Origin of the sequence: Dactylosporangium aurantiacum, from assembly GCF_000716715.1 — a bacterium.
Classification (GTDB): Bacteria; Actinomycetota; Actinomycetes; order Mycobacteriales; family Micromonosporaceae; genus Dactylosporangium; species Dactylosporangium aurantiacum.
Map to the genome: position 1 here is coordinate 1 of NZ_JNYJ01000004.1, position 19,850 is coordinate 19,850.

Genomic DNA, 19,850 nt, shown 5'->3' on the forward strand with positions numbered 1-19,850 from the left:
CACACCCTCACCACCAGCACCTGAATGAGGGGACGGCGCTTCGCGCCGCCCCCTCATTCAGCAACCCAACCCCACCACCGAAAACGCAACAGGCTCCATCGCCCCAGCGACCGACCGGGTCGCGTGGTGTCCCTCTCCGCGACGGTCAGAGGAGCTCGACCGAGCCGCGCTCCTTCAGGCTGTCCACGAGCTTCTTCACGTCCTGGGCGCGGGAGCGGGGGCAGACCAGCAGCGCGTCGGGGGTGTCGACGACGATCAGGTCGCTGACACCGACCACGGCGACGAGCCGGCCGGTCTGCGGGACGACCACGACGCGTTCGGCGTCCTGCATGAGCACGCCGGTCTGGGCGGTCGGGTCGAGGTTGACGACCACGTTGCCCGCGGTGTCGGTCTCGAGGAGCTCGCCGAGGGTGTGGAAGTCGCCGACGTCGTTCCAGCCGAACTGGCCGGGGACGGTGCCGACGAGGCCGGCGACGCCGGCGCCCTCCATGACGCCGAAGTCGACGGAGATCTTGGTCAGGTCGGGCCAGATCTCGGCGAGGACCTCTTCGCGGTCGGGGGTGTCCCAGGACTCGGCGATGCGGATGAGGCCGTCGTGCAGGGACGGCTGCTGGCGGGCGAGCTCGTCGAGGAAGACGTCGACCCGCCAGACGAACATGCCGGCGTTCCACAGGTACTCGCCGGACTCGACATACGCCTGGGCGAGGGGCAGCGCGGGCTTCTCCTCGAACGACGCGACCTTGCAGATCTCGCCGGAGCCGGTCGGCTCGCCCACGTGGAGGTAGCCGTAGCCGGTCTCGGGGTGGGTCGGGGTGATGCCGATGGTCATGAGCAGGCCGTCCTCGGCGCCGCGGATGGCCTCGCGCAGCACCTCGGTGAACGCCGGCACGTCGCGGACCAGCTGGTCGGCGGCGAAGGCGCCCATGACGGCGTGCGGGTCGCGCCGAGCGATGATCGCCGCGGCGAGGCCGATGGCGGCGCACGAGTCGCGCGGGGTCGGCTCGACGAGGATGTTGCCCTCGGGGAGGCCGGGGAGCTGCCGGGCCACTGCCGCCGCGTGCGCCACGCCGGTGACCACGAACGTCGACTCCGGCGTCGCGAGGTCGCTCAGGCGCCCGTACGTCGCCTGGAGCAGCGACAACGGCGTGCCGGTGAGCGCGTGGAGAAACTTCGGATGACCGGCTCGCGACAACGGCCAGAGCCGCGTGCCACTGCCTCCTGCTGGGATGACCGCGTAGAACACAGCTTCATCATGCCCAGGCGAGGACGCATTCCAGCAACTCGGTGGTGTCATGTCCATTACCAAAATCGCCTGATGGGATTTCAGAAGGTGACACCGGGCGATCACATGCGCGGGCCGGCCGCTCTGGCCCAGGCGGCGAGGTGCACCTCCGCGCTGGACTCCCAGGTGAACTCCTTGGCGCGGGCGGCGCCGGCCTTGGCCAGGGCGGTGCGGCGCTCGTTGTCGTCGAGCAGCGCGGCCAGGTCGCGGGCGATCTCGTCGGTGCCGGGGCCGGTGTAGGCGACGGCGTCGCCGCCGACCTCGGGCAGCGACAGGCGCGGCGTGGTGAGCACGGGCGCGCCGCAGGCCATGGCCTCCAGGATGGGCAGGCCGAAGCCCTCGCCGAAGGACGGGTACGCCGCGACGACGGCACCGCCGAGGAACCCGGGCAGGTCCGCGTAGCGCAGGTAGCCGGGGCGCAGCAGCCGCAGGTGGCTGGGGACCTCGCTGAGCGCGCCGTCGATCTCGTCGTCGTGGCCCTGGCCGCCGGCGATGACGAGCGCCGGCGGGTCCGGCCGGTCGCGGACGGCGGAGATCCAGCCGCGGATGAGGCTGGGCACGTTCTTGCGGGGCTCCTTGGCGCCGAGGAAGGCGATGTACTCGGTCGTGCCGAGCCCCAGCCGGGCCCGCACGCGGGCCTTCTCGTCCTCGCTCGGGGCGTGGAAGGCGTCGGAGTCGACGCCGTGGTAGGCGACGTCGATGCGGGTCGGGTCGGCGTCCAGCAGGCGGATCAGCTCGTCACGGGTCGCCTTGCTGGGCACGATCACCCGGCTGGCGCGGCGCAGCGACGTCTTGATCGCCGAGCGGAAGAAGGTGCGGCGGGACTTGTCGTAGTGCTCCGGCTCGGTGAAGAAGGTGGCGTCGTGGACGGTGACGGTCACCGGGCAGCCGGCGCGCAGCGGGCACGTGTAGAACGGCGAGTGCAGCACCTGGGCACCCACCTGCTGGGCGAGCATCGGCAGGCCGGTCTGCTCCCAGGCGAGGCGGGCCGGGCGGTGCGCGGCGGCGGCCGGCGCGGCCATGATCCGGGCTCCGGACAGTAACCGTCCGTAACGCTCGGCGTCGGTGCGCTGACAGACCACGGCGAGGTCCGCGTCGAGCGCGGCCAAGGCGCCGAGCAGCCCGTCGACATAACGCCCAACACCGCCTCGGTCGGCTGGGACACTCGTGGCGTCGACTAGCACGCGGGGCGGACGGCCGGGGGTCACTTGGCGTCTCCTTCGAACACTCGCGGACTCGATCACTCACGGACTCGATACGTCAGGCAAAGCCTACGCCCGATCCCCGGGTGATCGATGTCCACGACGCGACTCGCGATCGAGGAAACCGAGGATTCAGCTCAGCGGCATCGGGATGTCGCCCTGTGCGCCGACGTCGTAACCGCCCGCGCCCCGGATGTCGTACCGGCCGTCGCGGAACACCGCCGGGTCGGCCCGGCCGTCGCCGTCGTACTGGGCGACGACGGGACGTGCCGTGGAACCGCCGGCGCCGAACCGGATCGCGGGCTGGCCGTCGATGGTGAACTGCTGGGTGGCCGGGGACCAGGTCGCCGCGTCGACGGTGCCGTTGCCGTCATAGTCGGCGGGGGCGGCGAGCTGGCCGGGCGCGCCGACCTTGAACTCGCGCAGCGCGTAGATCGCCCACAGGCCGGTCGACGGGCGCCAGATGGCGGCCTCGGCCCGGCCGTCGCCGGTGTAGTCGGCGGGGACGGGCACGTCGCCGGGCACGCCGAGCTGCACCTCGCCGACGCCCTTGATGTACCAGACCCCGGTCGCCGGCCGGAAGACGGCCAGCTCAGCGGTGCCGTCGCCGGTGAAGTCGGCGGGGGCGGGCACGTCGCCGGGCAGGCCCCACTGGACGGTGCGGCGGCCCTCGCCGGTCAGCAGCATGCTCCAGTTGCCGGTCGTCGGTGACCAGGTCGCCACGTCGGCCTTGCCGTCGCCGTTGTAGTCGGCGGCGACCGGGATCTCGTTCGGGCCGCTGGTGAAGACCGGTTCGGGCACGCCCTGCAGGCGCACGGTGCCGTCGGTCGGCCGGTACACGGCCAGCAGGGTGCGCACGACCTCGGGTTTCACCAGGTCGCCGAGCAGCGCGGCGGCCCGCTCGCGGACCCAGGGCAGCGCGGCGAGGCCCTTGGCGCCGGGGCACTCGGTCGGGTTGGTCTGCTGGTGCGGGAAGACGCGGGGCACCGTGACGGTGGTGCCGGCCGGGTACCGCGACGTCGACCCGCCCCCGGTGAGGCTGACGGTGCCGCGCGGGTCGATCGCCTGCTGCAGTGAAAGTTTCCACGCGGTGTACTGCGCGGTGGCCTCCTGGACGACCTGCGGCACGTTCACGGTGCGGAAGTCGCCGATCATCGCCACGCCCGCGGTGCCGGTGTTGAACCCGCCCGCCTGGGCGCCGACGACGGGCCGGGACAGCCCTCCGGAGCGGCCCTCCCAGAGCCGGCCGAAGCGGTCGACGAGCACGTTGTAGCCGATGTCGCCCCAGCCGCGGCTGACCGTCTGGTACTGGTAGATCGAGCGGAGGATCTTCGGCACGTCCTCCGGGCGGTAGTCGTTGCCGGTGGCGGTGTGGTGCAGCGCGACGGCCTTCACGTACTGGGCGTACTGCGGCCGCCAGTTCATCTGCTGCTCGTTGGCTCCCCAGGCGGCACGGCGCAGGATGGCCGGCATGAAGGGCCGCAGCCCGACGGGCTGGCTCTCCGTGACGGTGGCCGGCGGGGTCGGTGCGGTGTCGCCGGGGGCGTCGGTGGGGTCGATGAGGTCGGCGGCGATGTCGTGCGGCGCGGGCCCGCCGGTGGTGGTGACGGCCAGCTGCACGCCGTCGGCCCGGCCGGTCCAGACGAGGTCGGCGCCGCCGCGCCGCTGCCCGCCGCCGGGTGCGAGGTCGCGGTCGGCTTCGCCGGTGTCGGCCGTGCGCCAGGCGCTCCAGTCGCCGCCGGGCACGTGGTGGCGCACGGCGACCGTGACGGTGCCGATCCGGCCGGTCTCCCGCCACGTGACGCCGACGGCGCTGAACGGCGCGGTGGGCTGGCGGGTGATCGTGAGGGTGCGGGCCTTCGGGGCGCGCCGGTAACGCTCGGCGGGGCCGACGCCGGACGGGACGCCCCGCTGGGCGGCCACGCCGTCGGCGGGCCGGTCGAAGCTGCCCAGCGCGATCCGGGTCACCTGCGGCGTGACGCCGGTGCCGCCGGGCACCTTCGCCGCGGGGTTGGCCCACTGGATCGGCTCGGTGAGGTTCTCCGGCGGCGGCAGGAACGGGATCCGCGGGTCGGCCGTGGCACCGCCGGTGCTGAGCAGCGCGACGGCGACGCCACCGACGACGACCAGTTTGAGCCGACGGTATCGTCGCATTGCCCATACCCCCATCGCACACACCACAGCGCTACGCCCGATTGGAGATGCTATGGGAGGATTTTCCGGACATAGGGGAAATACAGTTCCTTCACTCTTTGCGGGAATTGTCGGCGGCGACCCGTCACTTCCGCTGCTGACCTTCTACGACGACGCCACCGGCGAGCGGACCGAGCTGTCCGGCGCGACGCTCGGCAACTGGGTCGCCAAGACGGCCAACCTGCTCGTCGACGGCTGCGGGCTGGGCCCCGGCGACACCGCCGGCGTCTGGCTGCCGCCGCACTGGCAGACCGCGGCCGTGCTGCTCGGCGCCTGGTCGGCGGGGGTCACCGTCGCGTACGGCGAGCCGAGCGCGGCCGGCACCGACGTCGAGTTCGCGTCGCTGCCGGCGGTCGAGGCGGGCGTGCCGGTCGGGCCCGCGGACCGGTTCGTGCTCGGGCTGACGCCGATGGGCATGCCGCTGCGCGAGGTCCCGGCCGGCTGGGCCGACTACGTCGTCTCGGCCCGCCAGCACGGCGACCATTTCCCCGGCGCCCCGGTGACCGCGGACACCGGCGCGCTGGTGGCGACCGACGGCTCGCTCGACGACCACGCCGCCCTGCTGGCCCGCGCCCGGGCCCGCGCCGCCGACCTCGGCATCACCGGCGGCCGGGTGCTCATCGACGCCGACGTGTACCCGTACCCGCTGGACTGGCTGCTCGCGCCGCTGTCGGCCGGCGCCAGCGTGGTGCTCAGCGTGCACACCGACCTGTCGAAGCTGCCCGCACGGGCCGGCTCCGAGCAGGTCGGGCTCACCGTCGGCCCTACTGTCTAGCCAGCCGGACCGCCTCGAAGTACCGCAACGACTCCGGGTTGGCCAGGGCGCCCTTCGCAGCGGCCCGGTCCACGGGCGTGCCGGTGAGGATCCGCTTCACCGGCACCTCCAGCTTCTTGCCCGACAGCGTCCGCGGCACCGCGTCGACCTGGAACACCTGGTCGGGCACGTGCCGCGGGGACAGCGCCGTGCGCAGCTCCCGCGCGATCCGGGCGCGCAGCGCGTCGTCGAGCGTCAGCTCCGGCCGCAGCACCACGAAGAGCAGCAGCTCGCCCGCGCCGCCCGCCGGGTCCTCGAGGTGGACGACCACCGAGTCGACCACCTCGTCGAGGGCCTCCACGACGGAGTAGAACTCGCTGGTCCCGAGCCGCACGCCGCCCCGGTTGAGGGTCGCGTCGGAGCGGCCGGTGATCACGCAGGCGCCGGTCTCGTCGATGGTGATCCAGTCGCCGTGCCGCCACACGCCCGGATACGTGCCGAAGTACGCGTCGGCGTACCGGGAGCCGTCGGTGTCGCCCCAGAAGCCGACCGGCATGCTCGGCATCGGCGCGGTGATGACCAGCTCGCCGAGCTCACCGACGACCGGGGTGCCGTCGGCCGCGTACGCCTCGACCCGCGCGCCCAGGGCCCGGCAGGCGATCTCCCCGGCGCGGACCGGCAGCAGCGGCACCCCGCCGACGAACGCCGTGCACACGTCGGTCCCGCCCGACGCGGAGGCCAGCAGCACCCGGTCGGAGACCGCCTCGTACACCCACTCGAAACCCTCCGGCGGCAGCGGCGCGCCGGTGGAGCCCACCCCGCGCAGCGCCGACAGGTCGGCGAGGTCCTTCGGCACGACACCGGCCTTGCGGCAGGACAGCAGGAACGGCGCCGACGTGCCGAAGTAGGTGGTCCCGGACTCCGCCGCGACCCGCCACAGCCAGCCCAGGTCCGGGTGCGCCGGGTTGCCGTCGACGAGGACGACCGCGGCGCCGACCGCCGGGCCGGACACCAGGTAGTTCCACATCATCCAGCCGGTGGTGGTGAACCAGAAGAACCGGTCGCCGGGGCCGAGGTCGTGGTGCAGCGCCAGCATCTTCAGGTGCTCGAGCAGGATGCCGCCGTGCCCGTGCACGATCGGCTTCGGCAGGCCCGTCGTGCCGGACGAGTACAGCACGTACAGCGGGTGGTCGAACGGTACCGGCGCGAACGTCAGCGGCTCGTCGGTCCGGTCCCACACCTCGCCGGCCCCGTGCAGGTACGGGATCTCGACGAACGCCTCCAGCGACGGCAGCGCCGCCCGGATCGCCGCGACCTCGGGGCGCCGGTCGACGGCCTTGTCGCCGTAGCGGTACCCGTCGACGGCCACCAGCACCTTCGGCTCGATCTGCTGCCACCGGTCGACCACCGAGCGGGTGCCGAACTCGGGCGCGCAGCTGGAGAAGACCGCGCCGAGGGCGGCGGTGGCGAGCATGAGCACGAACGTCTCGGGAATGTTGGGCGCGTACGCCGCGACCCGGTCACCCCGCGTGACCCCGAGTCGCCGCAGCGTCGCCTGCGCCCGGCGGACCTGCTCGCGCAGCTCGGCGGCGGTGAGCGTGACCGGCTCGCGGGTCTGCGAGTACGCCAGCACGACCGGCTCGCCGTCGGCGACGCCGGGCATCCGCAGCACGTGCTCGGCGTAGTTGAGGCGGGCACCGGGGAACCACTCGGCGCCGGGCATCCGCGCGTCGGGCAGCGCCGCGGCCGGCGGCTCGTGCGCGACGACCTCGAAGTGGTCCCAGATCGCCTGCCAGAACACGGCCGGCTGGTCGACCGACCACTGCCACAGGTCCTGGTACCCGTCGAACTCCAGCCCCCGCTCGCTGGACAGCCACCGCAGGAAGGCACCGATACGGGTGCGGTCGCGGACGTCTGCCGGGGGTCGCCACAGCTCCTTCGCCATCCGACCATCTTCCTGTACGCCCGAACGATCGCTCAGTGTGGGCCGGCGACATCCGGCGGCGGGTTTCCGTGTGGCCGTCGCGGGTAATCGATGCGGGTATGACGCTGTCGTTGCCGCACCACCACCGCCCGCAGTGGATCGGACTGGCCGGGTTCGGTGCCGCCGCCGCTGCCGCGGCCCTGATCGGCGGGCTCGGCGTCGCCGGGACCGCCAGCGAGTACAACGCCCTGGCCCAGCCGTCGTGGGCGCCGCCGTCGTGGCTGTTCGGGCCGGTCTGGACCGTCCTGTACTGCTGCATCGCCGTCTCCGGCTGGCTGGTGTGGCGGCGCTCCGGATGGAACACCGCCCTCACCGTCTACGCCGTCCAACTGGTGCTCAACGCCATATGGACGCCGCTGTTCTTCGGGGCGGGCCTGCGCGGCCTGGCGCTGGCCGACATCGTCGCCCTGTGGGCACTGATCGGCGTGACCGTCGCGCTGTTCTGGCGGCAGTCCCGTCCGGCGGCGGTACTGCTGCTGCCCTATTGGGCGTGGGTGACCTTCGCGACCGCGCTCAACGCTTCGGTGTGGTGGCTGAACCGGTAGCGCCCTTCGTCTCCAGGATCCCCGGCTCGGTGCCGGGCGCCGGGCGCGGCTGCACACCGGTGTCGACGAAGGAGAAGGTGTCCGCCTTCACCACCATGTCGGCGGCGGGGTAGGCGTCCCCGACGAACCGGCCCGTCGCCGGGTCGAAGAGCGAGCAGTCGGTGGACTGCCCGGTCCTGGCCAGGCACACCACGTCGTACTGCCGGCCGGCGATCGACGCGGTGGTGGCCGTGACCGCCGGCAGGTCCGCCATCGCGAGGAGCAGCGCGGCCCGCTGCCGCGCGTCGAGGCGCGGCTCGACGTAGTGCAGCACCTCGTGCAGCTGCTTCCACACCATGCCTTCGGTGTCCCGGCCCGGGTACGCCTGCCGCGACCACTCCCGCCACGACGCCGACAGCTCGTGCGCCCGGCCGGCACCGGCGGGGAACGCGGCCACGTAGGCGCCGTTCATGTTGTCCAGCCCGGGCGGCGTACCCGCGGCCCGCGCCGTCTCCTCGGCGACCTCCTGCGCCGTCAGGCTGTGGTCGACGGTCCGCAGCGTGCCGTCGGAGCGCCGGATGCGCAGCGCCACGCCGGTCTGCGGGTCGAGCCAGACCTCGTGGACCGACCCGTCGTCGCCGTCGCGCAGGTTGTACGTCTTCACGTACAGCGCCTCACCCGCGCCGACCTGCGCCGGGCCGCCGGTCTGCAGCGCGGCCAGCCGGGTCAGCGCCTCGACCGCGGCCGCGTGGGTGCCGCCGGCCTGCCCGGTGACCTGCGGGTGCATCGGCGCCTTCGTGCCATGGGTGACCGGCAGGTCGCCGGCGGCCGGCGTGCTGGCCGGTGCCGCGCTCTGCCCCGGCACCATCGCGTCCGGCCGCTTCGGTGCGGCCGTCGGGTGTACCGCCGCCGCACCGGCGATCACGACGGCGACCGACAGGGCCGCGCCCGCACCGGCCAGCAGCCACGTCCTGCGCGGCCGGGGCCGGTGCGGCGCCTCCGTGCGGGCGAGCCGCCAGCGGCCCCCGGCGAGGGCGCCGTCGCGGGGCTCGTCCAGTGCGGCGCGGAACTCGCGCACCGCGGTGAGATCATCGTCGCTCATCGGTCCTCGTCCTCCAGTGCCTTGCGCATCTTGGTGCGGGCCCGGTGCAGCGCCGACTGGACCGTGCCGACCGGCAGGTCCAGGGCCTCGGCGATCTCCGCGTACGACAGCTCGGCGACCGCGAACAGCAGCAGCACGTCCCGCTGCCGCCGCGGCAGGTCCGCCAGCACCCCGGCGACCGTGCGCGAACGGCGGTGCGCGTCGGTGCGCTCCTCGGCGCGAGTCGCGTGGCTCTCCTGCGTCGCCGGCGCCAGCAGCGGGTCGGTGCCCGTCCTGGCCAGGGCGCGGTAGCCGCGCACCTCGTCGCGGCGGTGCCGGTTGAGCACGTTCGTGGCGATGCCGAACAGCCACGGCAGCGGCGGCTGGTCCTGCGCGAAGGTGTGGCGGCGCTCGTACGCGACGAGGAACGTCTGCGCGACGACGTCCTCGGCCAGGTCCGGTCCGACGCGGCGGGCGCAGTAGCGGTACAGCGTCCGCGCGTGCCGGTCGTAGAGGGCCGTGAAGCCGTCCGCGATCAAGAGGTTGCCTTCCGGGTCCACACCTCTTCTTGTCCGGACGTCCGTGCCGTGTTCCCGATGTCCTCGCGGCGGTTACCGCTGGCGGTGGCGCTGGATCGCGTCGCGGCGGGACAGGCGGTGCTCGCGGCGGTTACCGCTGGCGGTGGCGCTGGATCGCGTCGCGGCGGGACAGGCGGTGCTCGCGGCGGATCTCGGCCTCCCGCCAGCGGCCCTCGTTCTCCGGCGAGTCGGGCACGACCGGCGGCACCCGCCGGGGCTTGCCGTCGGCGTCGACCGCGACGAACACCAGATACGCGGTCGCCACGACGACCGGGTCCGCGACCTCGTCCCAGCGCTGCGCGACCAGCCGGACCCCGACCTCCATGGACGTCGAACCGGTCCAGTTCACCTGCGCGTACGCGTGCACCAGATCGCCGACCCGCAGCGGCTCCAGGAACAGGATCTCGTCGATCGCCGCCGTGACCGCGGTGCCACCGGTGTGCCGCGCCGCGGCCGCACCCGCCACGTCATCGATGAACTTCATGATCACGCCGCCGTGGACCGTGCCGTACAGGTTGACGTCCACCGCGGTCATGATCCGGCTCAGCGTGACCCGCGAATACGCGGTCGGTCGGCCAGTGTGCTCCTGCATGACACAGACGGTACGGTGCGAACCATGCGACACGTGGGAAGCCTGATCGCGGGGATGCTGATCGCCCCGATCGCGTGGCTGCTGATCGCCCTCGGCCAGCAGAAGTCCACCGAAACGGTGGCCAAATGGGTCCAGCGGGGCGCCTTCGACAGCGTCGACCTCATCGCGCCCGCCGCCTACCTCCTGGGCGCCGGCCTCATCATCGGCCTCATCGCCACCCTGCGCATCTCCCCGGTCGGCCCGATCGTGGCCGGCCTGGCGCTGCTGGGCCTCTACGTGAGCCTCTTCATCGACCCGCTCGGCGCCCTCGACGGCCTGCCCGCCGACTACAAGCTGGCCGGCCTCACCATCAACCTGCAGCTGCCCATCGTGAACGGCACCACCGCCGTGCTCGGCCTGGCCCTGCTGGTCGCCGCCGCGAGCGTCAAGCGCTGGCGCGCCTGGCCCGCCGCCGCCCCGGTGGTCGTCGCCGGCGGCGAGCCGCTCGACCCGCACGAGTTCCCGCTGGGCCAGGGCCCGACGGCGCCGCCGCAGGTCGCACCCCGCCCCGGCCACGCCCCGCCGACCACCGAGTTCCCCGCACCGGCGGGCGCGACGTCGGTCCTTCCGCCGTACGGCGGTGCCGGCTCCACGTCGGTGCTGCCGCCGTACGGCTCCGGCGCCGGGTACGGCCAGGGCCTGCCGACCGACGCCACGCAGCCGGTGTCGATGTCGCCGCAGTCCCGGTCAGCCGCCGGCCACCCGCCGGTCTCCGCCCCGCCGGTGTCCTCCGCCCCGCCGATGTCCTCCGCCCCGCCGGTGTCCTCTGCGCCGCCGTCGTTCGCGAAGCCGGTGTCGGCTCCGCCGCCGGTCTCGTCGGCTCCTCCGGTCGCGTCCGGGCCGCCGTCGTATGCGGCGCCGGTGTCCTCCGCGCCGCCCGTCGCTTCGGGGCCGCCGTCGTATGCGGCGCCGGTCTCCGCCCCGCCGCCGGTGTCTTCCGCGCCGCCGGCCGGGCCCGGGTCGGCGCCCGGTGCCGGGTTCGGCGTGCAGCCACCCGCGGCCGGTCGTCCTGGTGCCGGTCCTGGTGCTGGTCCTGGTCGGCAGGGTGGCCCGGCTCCGGTGTCGGCACCCGCCAGCGCCTCCGGCTCGCCGGCGTGGCTGACGCCCGACTCGACCGCCGCCCAGCCGCCGGTCACCCAGCCGCCGGCCGCGCAGCCGCCCGCGGGGCAGCCCTCGGCCGCGCCGTACGGGCAGCCGCCCGCCGCGCACCGGCCCGCCACGCACCCGCCGGCCGCCCAGCCGCCGGCCGCGCAGCCGTTCGGGCAGTCGCCGAGTGGGCAGCCGCAGGCCGGGCAGCCGTTTGGGCAGTCGCAGGCCGGGCAGCCGTTTGGGCAGTCGCCTGCCGCACAGTCCTCCGCCGCCTCGTTCGGGCAGGTGCCCGCCGCGCAGGCGCCCGCCGCGCAGTCGCCGGCCGGGCAGCCGGCCCCGGGCGCTTCCGGTGCCGCCGCCGCTCCGGCCGCGCCGGCGTCGCCGCCTGGGCCGTTCCCGCCGTCACTCGGTGGGCGGGGTGGTCCGCCGCCCCCTGCCGCCGCGCCGCAGGCTCCCGCTACGCCGCCCGGGCCGTTCCCGCCCGGTGGGGCGCCGGGTTCGCAGTTCCGGCCGGCCGGGGGTGGGCAGGCGCCGCCGTTCGCTCCGCCCGGGGCGGCCCGTCCCGCATCCGCACCGCCGGCACCGCAGCCCGGCCAGCCCACGCCGGCGCCGGCAGCACCGCAGTTCGCGGCGCCCGGGTCCGGTCCCGCGTCGGCGCCGCCGGCACCGCCCGCGTCGCCGTTCCCGCCGGCGGCACCGCAGTTCACCGGGCCCGCGTCCGGTCCCGCGTCCGCACCGCCGGCGTCGCCGTTCACGCCGCCCGCGGCCGCGCCGCAGTTCGCCGGGCCCGCCTCCGCGCCGCCGGCACCGCAGGCCGGCGGTCCCGCGTCCGGTCCCGCGTCCGCACCGCCGTTCGCGCCGCAGTCGGCGCCGCCGGCACCACAGTCCGCGCCACCGGCCCCGCACTCGGCGCCGCCCGCGGCACACTCCGCCCCGCCCGCGGCACGCTCTGCCCCGCCCGCGCCACACTCCGCCCCGCCCGCGCCACACTCCGCGCCACCCGAGCCACCCGCGCCACACTCGGCGCCGCCCGCGCCGCCTTCGCCACAGTCCGCCCCGCCTTCGCCACAGTCCGCCCCGCCTGCGCCGCACTCGGCGCCGCCGGCGGTCACGCCGTGGTCCGGGGCGCCGGCCGGGCTGGCCGGGGCGGGCTCCGAGCAGGGTGGCGGGGAGCTGCCGACCCGGCCGCTGACACAGCCGACGTCGCCGCCCGCGCCGTACGGTGGGGGCACCAGCGGCCCGCTACACCCCGGTTCCGCGGCGCCCGCGTCGGACGTGCCGCAGACCAGGTACGGGCGGCCCGCCATGAGCGAGGCTGCCACGGAGCCGATCGCCGAGCCGGCGGCCGGGGCCGGTGGGCCGTTGCCGTCGCGCGCGGCGCGGTCCGAGGTGGTGCGGGAGACGTCGATCCTGGCCGGGCCGTCGTTCGACGGGTTCAACACCGGGCGGCGCGGGGTGCGGGAGGAGGAGACCGAGGCCTTCCACCCCGGGCGGCAGGCTCCGGTGCCGTCGCGGCCCCGCCACGCGGCGCCGAGCGAGACCGGCGAGCACCCGGCCGTCGGCGGCGACGCGGAAGTTCCGGCGACCCGGTTCATGCCGATGCGGGCCACCGACCCCATCGAGGAGCCGGCCGACCAGCAGGCGACGACCCGGATCGGGCCCATCGACCCGGACGCGACGACCAGGCTCGGCGCGCCCAGCGCCGCCGAGCAGGCGGAGCGCCGGGCGGCGTTCGCCCGCGGCGAGGCGGAGCGGCGGGCCACCGCCCAGGCGGAGCTCGACCGGCTGGCCGCCGAACGCGCCGCCGGCCACACCGCCGGCCACACCGCCGGCCACACCACCGGCCACACCACCGAGCACACCGGCGAACCGACCGGTGCCCGAGACGCCGAACGGGGCGCCGGCGACGGGCGCGGTGGCGACGACGAGCCGCCGACATCGCCCTGGGCCGCGCCGCCGCGCGACCGCGGCTGACCCGACCAGCGCACATGAAGGGCCGTCACCTCGCTGGTGGCGGCCCTTTGGTCGTACAGGCGCAAAAATCGGTGGAAGCGCACCGCGGTGACACGGGATGATGGTCGGCGTGTGATTCGAGGGACGTGTCGAACCCGCCTGACCGGACAACCGGCCGGGCCTTGTTCCCGTCCGCGCTCACACCCGCTGCGAGGCTTCCGTGCTACGCGCTGTCTCCCTGTCCAAGCATTACGACGCCGAGCTGCTGTTCGAAGGCGTCGATCTCATCCTGAACGCCGGTGACCGGCTGGGGCTCGTCGGGCCCAACGGCGCCGGCAAGACCACGCTGCTGCGGGTGCTGACCGGCGCCGAGCGGCCGACGAGCGGGCACGTCCGCCTCGCGCCGGGGCGCCGGATCGGGTACTTCGCGCAGCAGGTGCCGGATCCGCGGCACACGGTGCTGGAGTTCCTGGCCGACGGCGAGGTCGAACGCCTGGCCCGGCGGATGCGCGAGCTGGAGGCCCGGCTCGCCGACGATCTCACGGTGCTCGACGAGTACGGGCGGATCCAGGACCGCTGGACGGCCCTGGAAGGCTGGACGGCGCCGCAGCGCCGGGCCGAGGTCCGTGACCGGCTCGACATCGCGCACCTGCCCGACGACCTGCCGCTCGGCGACGTGAGCGGCGGCGAGCAGGCCCGGCTGATGCTCGCGCGGGTCCTGCTGTCGACCCCTGACGTGCTCATCCTCGACGAGCCGACGAACCACCTCGACGCCGCCGGCACCGCGTGGCTCGGGGAGTTCCTCGCGGCGTTCCGCGGCGCGGTCCTCGTCGTCACGCACGACCGGGCGTTCCTGGACCGGACCGTGACGCGCATCGTCGAGCTCGACGGCATCCACACGCGGCCGCAGTGGTACGAGGGCGGCTACACCGACTACCGCACCGAGAAGACCCGCCGCTGGCAGAAGCTCCTGCTCGACCACGAGGCGCAGGAGAAGTTCCGGCGGCGGCTGGAGGCCGACATCGCCACCACGAAGGACCAGGCCCGTGGCGTCGAGGAGTCGGTACGCTCGGGCCTCGGCTCCGACCGCCTGCGCCGGTACGCGAAGAAGGTCGCCAAGAAGGCGAAGGCCCGCGAGCGGCGGCTGACCCGGCAGCTGACGTCGGCCCGCTGGATCGCCGAGCCCGAGACCCGTCCCCCGCTGACCCTGGCGTTCCCGCCGGCCGGCGACGCCTCGGTCATGACCGCCCGCGGCCTCACCGTGAAGCTCGGCGCCCGCCGCCTCCTCGACGACGTCGACCTGGACGTCCACGGCCGCATCCTGGTCACCGGCCCCAACGGCGCGGGCAAGACCACGCTGCTGCGGGTCCTGTCCGGCCAGCTCCCGCCCGACGCGGGGACGGTCACCACCACCCACGACGTCGCGGTCCTCCCCCAGACCCACGACGACCTGCGCGGCGATGACCGCACGGTGCTGGCGTACTTCCGTTCGAGGGTTCCGGTGTACGTCGACGACGCCGAGGCCCTGCTCACCGCCCACCTGTTCGGCCCGGACGAGTGGGACCGCCGCCTGCGCGACCTCAGCGCCGGCGAGCTGCGCCGCCTGTTGCTCGCCGTCATCGTCAACACCGGCGCCGGGATCCTCTTCCTCGACGAACCCACCAACTACCTCGACTTCGAAGCGATCGACGTGGTCGAGGAGGCGCTGCGGGCGTACCACGGCACCCTGGTGATGATCACGCACGACGGGTACTTCGCGCGGAATGTCGGCTTCGACCAGCGCTGGGAGGTGGGTGCCGGCCACGTCACGCCGGTGTGAGGGTGACGGAGGTTCGACGCTGGTTGACGGTTGCGCCGTGGAGTTGGCGCCCTCGGCGTCTGTATTCGAGTCGGCGGGACAGGCAACGCCGATCAGGTTCCTGGGACGGTCGAGACCAATGCTGTCGGCGAGGTCACCGGTCGGGTGGCGTGGGACCTGGCGACGCTGACGCCCCGGGCCGCAGAGCCGAACGGCGTCAACGCGAGCGGCGCGGGGCCAGCGATGCCAACGCTAGCGGCGCGGGGAGCCGGCGGCGTCAGCGGCGCGGGGAGCCGGCGGCGTCAGCGGCGCGGGGAGCCGGCGGCGTCAGCGGCGCGAGGGCCGGCGGCGTCAACGCGAGCGGCGCGGGGGCGGGCGGCGCACGGTTGGGGGCAGGGTCGCGGCGATGATGGCGGCGGCCAGGCAGGCTGCGAGCAGGAACCCCAGGCGGAGGTGAGCGGCGTCCCACCCCGGGCTGGCCACCGGGACGAACACGGCCGCGGCGCGCGGGACGAAGGCCAGGGCGGCGACGGCGGCCAGCACGGCCGGGGCCGCGGCAGGGCTGACGACGCCGCGGGGAGTGAACCGCCACGCGACGACGGCGGCGGTGACGGCGAGGGCGGCGAACGTCGCGGCCTCCAGGGCCAGCCCCCGCAGCGGGAGGTTGTCGGCGTTGCCCGCCTCGGCGCCCGTCACGGTGACGATGACGGCCGCGGTCCACCAGAGGGCGGCGGCCGCGGTGGCGGCGAGGGCACGCAGCGCCAGGCCGCGCCAGGCAGGAGCCGGGGCGGTCGCGGTGGTCGGCTTCGCGGGGTCGTCGAACAGGAACACCAGGCCGACGGCGGCGCACGCCGCGCCGAGGCGGAGCAGGACGGCCAGGTTGTCGGGGCTGAGGGTCACCGTCGTCGCGGCCGGCACCGCGACGATCGCGAGGCCCACCGCCAGCGCGCCGAGCAGCGGGGTCGTGCGGGTCGACCGCAGCGTCGGCACCACGAACGCCAGGGCGCCGAGCAGCGGGGTCCGCCGGGTCGACGGCGCCCCGAACGCGAGCCGGGTCATGCGGTCCCCGTCCGGCCGGACGCCGACACGAATGCCCCGGACACCCCGGAGGCCCGGGATGCCCCGGATGACCCGGACGCCCCGGACGCCCCGGACGCCCCGGACGCCCCGGACGCCGACACGAACGCCCGGGACGTACCCAGCGCCGACCCGAACACATCGAACGCACCCAACACGCCGGACGCCCGTGCGCAGGCCACGAGTGCGCCGGGCGCCGCCGCGGAAGCGCTGGACGCGCCACGAGCACCCGGCGGCGCCCAGGCGGCGGGTGGTTCACCGGCGGCCGGTGGCGCCCAGGCACCGGGTGAGCGGGTCAGGTGGCGCATGTGTGGCGCTCCTCGAGTGGGGGTTCGGAGGCGATGGGCACGCCGAGCAGGGTGGCGAAGCGGTCCGCCGGGGTCGCCGGGTCGGTCAGCTGCGACCAGTCGGCCGCGACCAGGGCGGCGATCTCCGCGGCCGGGCGGCGCAGTGCGGCGAGGGCCGGGGCGGCGTCGCGGTCCGGGACCGCCAGGCCCAGGAAGGTCATGGGGTCGGCGAAGACGAGGGCGCCGGAGCTCGCCTCGTCGAGGTGGCGCAGGCCCTTGGCGGTGGCCGGGGTGGCCTGGCCGACCAGCCAGACGAGCAGGGCGCCGCGGGCGCCGCAGACGGTGCCGCCGGGGACGAACGGGCTGCCGGTCATGAGGCGCAGGGCGACGGCGGCGGCGAAGGTGGCCTCGGCGTCGTTGTCGCCCCAGGTGGTGCCGACGGGGACGGCGGCGGGGGTGCCGGCGGCGGCCGCGGCGCGCGCCCAGGCCTCGTCGCGGGCGGCCTCGTCGGCGGCGTCGCTGGTGACGGCGCTGCCGATCGGGTAGTCGTGGGCCCAGACGCGCTGGCGGACGGTGAGCGGCGGGCCGGTGACGGCCGCGGCGGGGAAGGCGCGGCGGACGCCCCGCACCACGGTGTCCCAGCCGGTGACCCAGGCGGTGAAGTCGTCGAACGGGCAGTAGGTGACGTCGCCGCGGCGGTGGCAGGTCTGCAGGGCGGCGGGGTTGTCGGTGGCGGTGACGGCGGCGCGGCGCAGGGCGGGATCGGTGCGGAACTGGGCGGCGCCGGCGCCGGCGGTGAGCAGCGCGGCGAGGACCGCGGCGGTGACCACGCGGCGGCCGCGGGCCCCCGAGCGGGCGACGGCGGCGACTGCGACCAGGGCGGTGAGGCCGGCCAGGTACGCGAGGTGCCGCAGCGACGGGCGGGCGACGACCTCGGCGGGCAGCGCGAACGGCAGGTCGGCGAACATCACCGGCAGCAGCAGCCGCAGGACCGTGTTGCCCCTGGCGGCGGCGACGAGGGCGACGAACGCGGCGACGGCGAACGTGAACATCGCCAGCGGCGCGACGACGGCGGAGCGCACCAGCCCGGCGAGCAGGACCCCGGCGGCGGCGAAGAGCAGCACGAGCGCGGGGATCGTGACCAGCTCGGCCGGGTCGGGGCGGCCGGCGGCGCCGGGGAGCAGCGCGAGGGCGCCGATGCGGGCGGTGACGATGGCGGTGACGACGGCCGCGTACGGCAGGGGCGCGAGCAGGAACGCCCCGGTGCGCCACGGGCCGGGCAGGACGAGGACCGAGTAGAGCGCGTCGGTGTGGTGGCGGTGGGCGCGCAGCGCGTTGAGGTTGGCCACGACCAGGGCGCCGCCGCCGAGCACGAAGATGCCGGCGATCTGCATGCCGACGGCCTTGTCGTGCAGCACCGGGTAGCGGTCGGTGGTGCCGGTGGCCAGGTCATACACCCACGGGGCGACGAACAGCAGCAGCGCCGCGATCGTCAGCGGGTGGCGCAGGAACCGCACCGCCTCGACCCGGGCGAGGGCCAGCATCGCCCGGCGGCGCGACACATGGCCGGCCGCCGGCGTGGCGGGGGCGGCGGCGACGGCGGCCGTCACGAGGAACCGTCCACGGCGGAGGCGGAGAGGTCGACGAGCATGAGGTAACCGTCCTCGATGCTGGGTGGCAGCAGCTGGGCGCCGGGCGGTGGGTCGCCGACGTGGCGGTGCAGGCCGGTGCCGGTGCGCCAGGAGGCGAGGGCGCCGGGCTCGCGGGCGTCGCTGGTCCAGACCCGGCCGTCGGCGAGGCCGGCGAGCTCGGCCGGGGTGCCGCTGAAGCGCACCGCGCCGCGGTCGATGACGACGACCTGGCGGCACAGCGACATGACGTCCTCGGTCTGGTGGGTGGACAGCAGCACGGCCCGGTCCTCGCCGAGGTCGGCGAACAGCTCGCGGAAGCGCATCCGCTGCTGCGGGTCGAGGCCGACGGTCGGCTCGTCGAGGACGAGCAGGTCGGGGTCGCCGATGAGGGCGGCGGCGAGCGCGACCCGCTGCCGCATGCCGCCGGACAGCGCCCGGATGCGGGTGCGGCGCTGGTCGTCGAGGCCGACGGCGGACAGGACCCGGCGGACCTCGGCGTGGCGGTCGCCGCGGTGGGTGAGCTCCTTCAGGATCGCGACGTAGTCGACGAACTCGAACGCGGTGAAGCCCGGGTGGAAGCCGGGGTCCTGGGGCAGGTACCCGAGGCGCCGGCGGACGGCGAGCCGGCCGGGCCCGGTCAGCGGGTCGTGGCCGAGGACGCGCAGCGAGCCGGCGTCGGGCGCGAGGGCCGTGGCGAGGATCCGCAGCAGCGTGGTCTTGCCGGCGCCGTTGGGGCCGAGCAGCCCGGTGACGCCGGTGCCGAGGGCGAGGGTGACGCCGTCGAGGGCGGTCTTGCGCCCGTAGCGCAGGGTCAGGCCGTCGGCGCGCACGGCGACGTCGGTGCCGTGCGGCCGGCGCGGCGCGGCGGCGTCGATGCTCATCGGAACCTCCTGGGGGTGGTGCGCGGGAACAGCCGGGTCGTGTCGAACGCGGCCGCCCGCCGGGCGAGGACCGCGGCGGTGACGAGCACGGCGACGGCGACGCCGGCCTGGCCGGCGGCGGTGAACAGGGCGCCGGCGAGGGCGGCGACGAGGCCGGCCCAACCGGCGCCGACGGCGCAGGCCGCGGCGACGGTGCCGAACCTCGGGGCGAGCAGCAGCGTGAGCACGGTCAGCGCGAGCGACGGCAGGAACCAGCCGGCGGCCCGGAACCCGACGTCGGGCAGGGCCAGGCTGGCCACCGCGCACAGCGCGGTGGTGGTGGCGACGACCGCGACGCAGCGCAGCAGAAGCAGCCGGAAGGACTGGATCGGCGCGACGAGGGCCATCTCGTAGGTGGGGTCGAGGCCGGGCCCGAACGACACCGCGACGCCGAGCAGCGGCAGCAGTGGCGCCGCCGCGAGGAACACCATCGGGTCGGCCAGCCGGGCGATCGTCGCGGTCATGGCGAGCGTGAGAGTGATCGCGGCGAGCCACGACAGGCGCAGCGCGTGGGTCGCGGCGAGCAGCCGGGCGGTGTGGTCGGGCACGCCGAGCAGCAGCAGGAGCCGCTCGACCGGGCCGGGGACGGGCGCGTCGAGGGCCGCGTCGAGGCGTGCCCAGCCGGACTCGGCCAGCGCCGGGTCGGCGGTGGCGGTGAGCCGGTCGCGGCAGCCGGCGCAGGCGTCGAGGTGCGCCTCCGCCGACCACAGCAGCGGCCCGGTGAGGTCACCGCCGGCGTAGGCGCGCAGGTCGTCGTCCTGGAGGTGCCAGGTGCCGGTGCGTCGCTGTCTCATGCCGTCACCTCCGCTGCGCTCCGGCGCCGGCCTGAGATCCACCCTGAACCCATGATTCGCAGCCCTCCGCTC

The 19,850-nt window shown here is 75.5% G+C and carries 15 protein-coding genes; 4 read left to right on the plus strand and 11 right to left on the minus strand.

The genetic code is table 11. The annotated features are described in order from the left end of the window. Positions 1-145 precede the first annotated feature (145 nt). The 3 genes from OP18_RS04755 to OP18_RS52045 all read right to left on the minus strand — a co-directional run bounded on the left by OP18_RS04755 (position 146) and on the right by OP18_RS52045 (position 4,638). A complete protein-coding gene (locus OP18_RS04755; RefSeq protein WP_033357512.1) occupies positions 146-1,243 on the minus strand; it encodes a mannose-1-phosphate guanylyltransferase in 1,098 nt (365 codons plus the stop codon). Positions 1,244-1,344: 101 nt separating this feature from the next. Continuing rightward, positions 1,345-2,490 (minus strand): glycosyltransferase family 4 protein, encoded by a 1,146-nt coding sequence (locus tag OP18_RS04760; RefSeq protein WP_033357513.1) that lies wholly within the window; start codon positions 2,488-2,490, stop codon positions 1,345-1,347. A gap of 126 nt (positions 2,491-2,616) precedes the next feature. Beyond that, positions 2,617-4,638, minus strand: a complete 2,022-nt coding sequence (locus OP18_RS52045; protein WP_052386234.1) for an FG-GAP-like repeat-containing protein — start codon at positions 4,636-4,638, stop codon at positions 2,617-2,619. Positions 4,639-4,690: 52 nt separating this feature from the next. On the opposite strand from OP18_RS52045, the gene OP18_RS04770 reads away from it, so the two are divergent. Next, complete coding sequence (locus OP18_RS04770) at positions 4,691-5,452, plus strand: TIGR03089 family protein (protein ID WP_081970371.1); 762 nt, start codon at positions 4,691-4,693, stop codon at positions 5,450-5,452. On the opposite strand, the gene OP18_RS04775 is transcribed toward OP18_RS04770, so the two are convergent. Continuing rightward, positions 5,442-7,376, minus strand: a complete 1,935-nt coding sequence (locus OP18_RS04775) for an acetoacetate--CoA ligase (protein WP_033357514.1) — start codon at positions 7,374-7,376, stop codon at positions 5,442-5,444. The two genes, OP18_RS04770 and OP18_RS04775, sit on opposite strands and share 11 nt — an antisense overlap. A gap of 98 nt (positions 7,377-7,474) precedes the next feature. On the opposite strand from OP18_RS04775, the gene OP18_RS04780 reads away from it, so the two are divergent. Further along, positions 7,475-7,960, plus strand: a complete 486-nt coding sequence (locus OP18_RS04780) for a TspO/MBR family protein (RefSeq protein ID WP_033357515.1) — start codon at positions 7,475-7,477, stop codon at positions 7,958-7,960. Here OP18_RS04780 and OP18_RS04785 read toward each other — a convergent pair. The 3 genes from OP18_RS04785 to OP18_RS04795 form a co-directional block, all read right to left on the minus strand. Continuing rightward, positions 7,929-9,041, minus strand: a complete 1,113-nt coding sequence (locus OP18_RS04785; RefSeq protein WP_033357516.1) for a hypothetical protein — start codon at positions 9,039-9,041, stop codon at positions 7,929-7,931. The two genes, OP18_RS04780 and OP18_RS04785, sit on opposite strands and share 32 nt — an antisense overlap. Next, positions 9,038-9,580 carry an RNA polymerase sigma factor gene (locus OP18_RS04790; protein ID WP_033357517.1) on the minus strand — a complete coding sequence of 181 codons (543 nt, stop codon included), beginning with the start codon at positions 9,578-9,580 and terminating at the stop codon, positions 9,038-9,040. Before OP18_RS04790 ends, OP18_RS04785 begins: the two co-directional genes overlap by 4 nt. A 109-nt stretch (positions 9,581-9,689) precedes the next feature. Next, positions 9,690-10,190, minus strand: a complete 501-nt coding sequence (locus OP18_RS04795) for an acyl-CoA thioesterase (protein ID WP_033357518.1) — start codon at positions 10,188-10,190, stop codon at positions 9,690-9,692. Between the two features lie 24 nt (positions 10,191-10,214). Between OP18_RS04795 and OP18_RS51085 the strand changes: the two genes are divergently transcribed. Both OP18_RS51085 and OP18_RS04805 read left to right on the plus strand, forming a co-directional pair. Continuing rightward, entirely contained in the window at positions 10,215-13,292 is a 3,078-nt protein-coding gene (locus tag OP18_RS51085; RefSeq protein ID WP_156089299.1) for a hypothetical protein, read from the plus strand. A gap of 199 nt (positions 13,293-13,491) precedes the next feature. Continuing rightward, positions 13,492-15,090: an ABC-F family ATP-binding cassette domain-containing protein gene (locus OP18_RS04805; RefSeq protein WP_033357519.1), complete on the plus strand. Its 1,599-nt coding sequence runs from the start codon at positions 13,492-13,494 to the stop codon at positions 15,088-15,090. 330 nt (positions 15,091-15,420) lie between these two features. Here OP18_RS04805 and OP18_RS04810 read toward each other — a convergent pair whose 3' ends face one another. The 4 genes from OP18_RS04810 to OP18_RS04825 all read right to left on the minus strand — a co-directional run bounded on the left by OP18_RS04810 (position 15,421) and on the right by OP18_RS04825 (position 19,778). Continuing rightward, complete coding sequence (locus tag OP18_RS04810; protein ID WP_052386235.1) at positions 15,421-16,128, minus strand: hypothetical protein; 708 nt, start codon at positions 16,126-16,128, stop codon at positions 15,421-15,423. 313 nt (positions 16,129-16,441) lie between these two features. Beyond that, complete coding sequence (locus OP18_RS04815; RefSeq protein ID WP_033357520.1) at positions 16,442-18,043, minus strand: hypothetical protein; 1,602 nt, start codon at positions 18,041-18,043, stop codon at positions 16,442-16,444. Further along, complete coding sequence (locus OP18_RS04820; protein ID WP_052386236.1) at positions 18,040-18,945, minus strand: ABC transporter ATP-binding protein; 906 nt, start codon at positions 18,943-18,945, stop codon at positions 18,040-18,042. Before OP18_RS04820 ends, OP18_RS04815 begins: the two co-directional genes overlap by 4 nt. After that, positions 18,942-19,778 carry a cupin domain-containing protein gene (locus tag OP18_RS04825; RefSeq protein WP_033357521.1) on the minus strand — a complete coding sequence of 279 codons (837 nt, stop codon included), beginning with the start codon at positions 19,776-19,778 and terminating at the stop codon, positions 18,942-18,944. The genes OP18_RS04820 and OP18_RS04825 overlap by 4 nt, the downstream gene beginning before the upstream one ends. Between the last annotated feature and the right edge of the window lie 72 nt (positions 19,779-19,850).

Excerpts from the sequence above, each read along its gene's own strand:
- OP18_RS04785 (WP_033357516.1), bottom strand. The coding sequence starts at position 9,041 with ATGAGCGACGATGATCTCACCGCGGTGCGCGAGTTCCGCGCCGCACTG.
- OP18_RS04795 (WP_033357518.1), bottom strand. The coding sequence starts at position 10,190 with ATGCAGGAGCACACTGGCCGACCGACCGCGTATTCGCGGGTCACGCTG.
- OP18_RS04780 (WP_033357515.1), top strand. The coding sequence starts at position 7,475 with ATGACGCTGTCGTTGCCGCACCACCACCGCCCGCAGTGGATCGGACTG.
- OP18_RS04825 (WP_033357521.1), bottom strand. The coding sequence starts at position 19,778 with ATGAGACAGCGACGCACCGGCACCTGGCACCTCCAGGACGACGACCTG.
- OP18_RS04775 (WP_033357514.1), bottom strand. The coding sequence starts at position 7,376 with ATGGCGAAGGAGCTGTGGCGACCCCCGGCAGACGTCCGCGACCGCACC.
- OP18_RS52045 (WP_052386234.1), bottom strand. The coding sequence starts at position 4,638 with ATGCGACGATACCGTCGGCTCAAACTGGTCGTCGTCGGTGGCGTCGCC.
- OP18_RS04820 (WP_052386236.1), bottom strand. The coding sequence starts at position 18,945 with ATGAGCATCGACGCCGCCGCGCCGCGCCGGCCGCACGGCACCGACGTC.
- OP18_RS04770 (WP_081970371.1), top strand. The coding sequence starts at position 4,691 with ATGGGAGGATTTTCCGGACATAGGGGAAATACAGTTCCTTCACTCTTT.
- OP18_RS51085 (WP_156089299.1), top strand. The coding sequence starts at position 10,215 with ATGCGACACGTGGGAAGCCTGATCGCGGGGATGCTGATCGCCCCGATC.
- OP18_RS04810 (WP_052386235.1), bottom strand. The coding sequence starts at position 16,128 with ATGACCCGGCTCGCGTTCGGGGCGCCGTCGACCCGGCGGACCCCGCTG.